The sequence below is a fragment of the Agrobacterium tumefaciens genome, assembly GCF_009649785.1.
Classification (GTDB): Bacteria; Pseudomonadota; Alphaproteobacteria; order Rhizobiales; family Rhizobiaceae; genus Agrobacterium; species Agrobacterium tumefaciens.
The window spans coordinates 1-1,602 of the sequence record NZ_WJOK01000057.1; the positions used below are offsets into that span (position 1 = coordinate 1).

General features: G+C 53.3%; 2 protein-coding genes. Both read right to left on the reverse strand.

Going from position 1 to position 1,602, the window contains the following annotated elements:
* A partial coding sequence (locus GH784_RS27005) for a helix-turn-helix domain-containing protein (RefSeq protein ID WP_246670501.1) occupies positions 1-187 on the reverse strand: 187 nt, incomplete at its 3' end.
* A 70-nt stretch (positions 188-257) separates the two neighbouring features.
* Positions 258-1,073: an alpha/beta hydrolase gene (locus GH784_RS27010; protein WP_323131500.1), complete on the reverse strand. Its 816-nt coding sequence runs from the start codon at positions 1,071-1,073 to the stop codon at positions 258-260.
* Positions 1,074-1,602: the final 529 nt, after the last annotated feature.

Sequence of the window (1,602 nt, forward strand, 5' to 3'; positions counted from 1 at the left end):
CTCTCCAGGCTCCGATCCGGGGCAGCGGTTGACGCTCGCGCTTATAGGTAAACTCGGTGACATCGGAGCGGACAATCTTGCGGACCGTGTTCCGCGAAACATTCAGCTCCCTGGCGATCTTCTTTACCGACCAACCCTGAACATGGAAGGCTCGCCGGACACGCGCAATCGTATCCACTCTCTTCAACTCCCCACTCCATCCGCTCAAAAGCAGGATGGTCCGATGAAATCAGGGAGGGGTCAAAATTGGATAAGTATCACCCCGCCAATGGGGTCAACATTCCATGCTTAAACACACGCTCATAGGCAGCCAGTTCAACCTCCGTAAGTGTCACCTTATCTTCGGACGCCACGACCATCAGAAAGGGTGTCGGAGCGATGCGCGATATCCACACACCAGGCTCGTACATGCGAGCGCTTCGTGTGGAACGGATCGTTACCGTATTCTCCCAAATCCCGGCTGGGATCGGCTGAGTGTAGAACTCAATGGCTTCTTTGGAACGATAAGCCGCAACTACGGAGATGTCGTCACTTACAAGGGCTTGGTATTGAAGGGGGTCACCGCGCAGCCGGCTCCGATCCTCTTGCGCAAGCATCTCATCGAACGCAGGAAAAGCATCAGGGTTTATGCGCCTCAGGAACTGTTCATGACCGCTGATCGTTGGCACTTGCGAAACTACGCAACGAAGTCTTCGGTCTGTCGCGCCGAGTACAATTGCATGCCCGCCGGCGTAGCTTGTTCCCCACAAGCCAATCTTGGTCGGATCAATTTCCGGACGAGTTTCCAAGTAGGAGATTGCCCGGCGCCAATCAGCGATCTGTTGCCAAGGGTCAATGTCCTGCCTGGGCTCCCCGCCGCTTCTTCCAAAACCCCGATGATCGTGAAGAAGGACCGCAAAACCTGCGGAAGCAAACGCTTCTGCGAAGGGTTCGATCCCGTGATCGCGGGTTCCTCCATATCCGTGTGCCATCGTAATGGCAGGGTGCGGTCCAGTGGAATCCGGGAGATAGAGCCACGCTGATATCTGAACGTTGCCTTCTCCTGGAAATTCTACGTCAATTCTTGCGACCACAGCATCACTCCAGCTAGTTATGTGCATATGCACCTATATTTGCAGAGAAATAAGATCGTTGCAACACCTGACATTCCACCGCTCTGCCGGAGGGCAGAATTTTTTCCGAAAAAGCGCTGAGGCCATCCGTTCGCTTCCTTCTGAATGCAACAGTTACGAAGTCTCCCGAACTCGGCGGCTATCCAAGATATACGCGGAACATACCTGTCTTTACTTGCGCAAACGCTCGTTTTTTTGTGCATCACTCCGACCGGCGGTTCGATAACAGTATTATGGCCGCGATATATCTCAACTTGAACTAAGCCGACACCCCTAAGGCGGTTTACGCGTTACGTTTTCTTTCCGCCTCTGGATATCAAGGGGAAACCGCCACCGGCAAGCCGCACCCCATTGAATCGCGTGGACGAGTTCGAATTGTTATGAAGTGAAAAGATTGCTACCGTCAGACCGAAAGGGAGCTCCAAGTTTCGAACTCGATCACGCTTTCGTTGTTGTTGCTCACAAGTGCCGTAGTTTCTCAGAAGTTGCA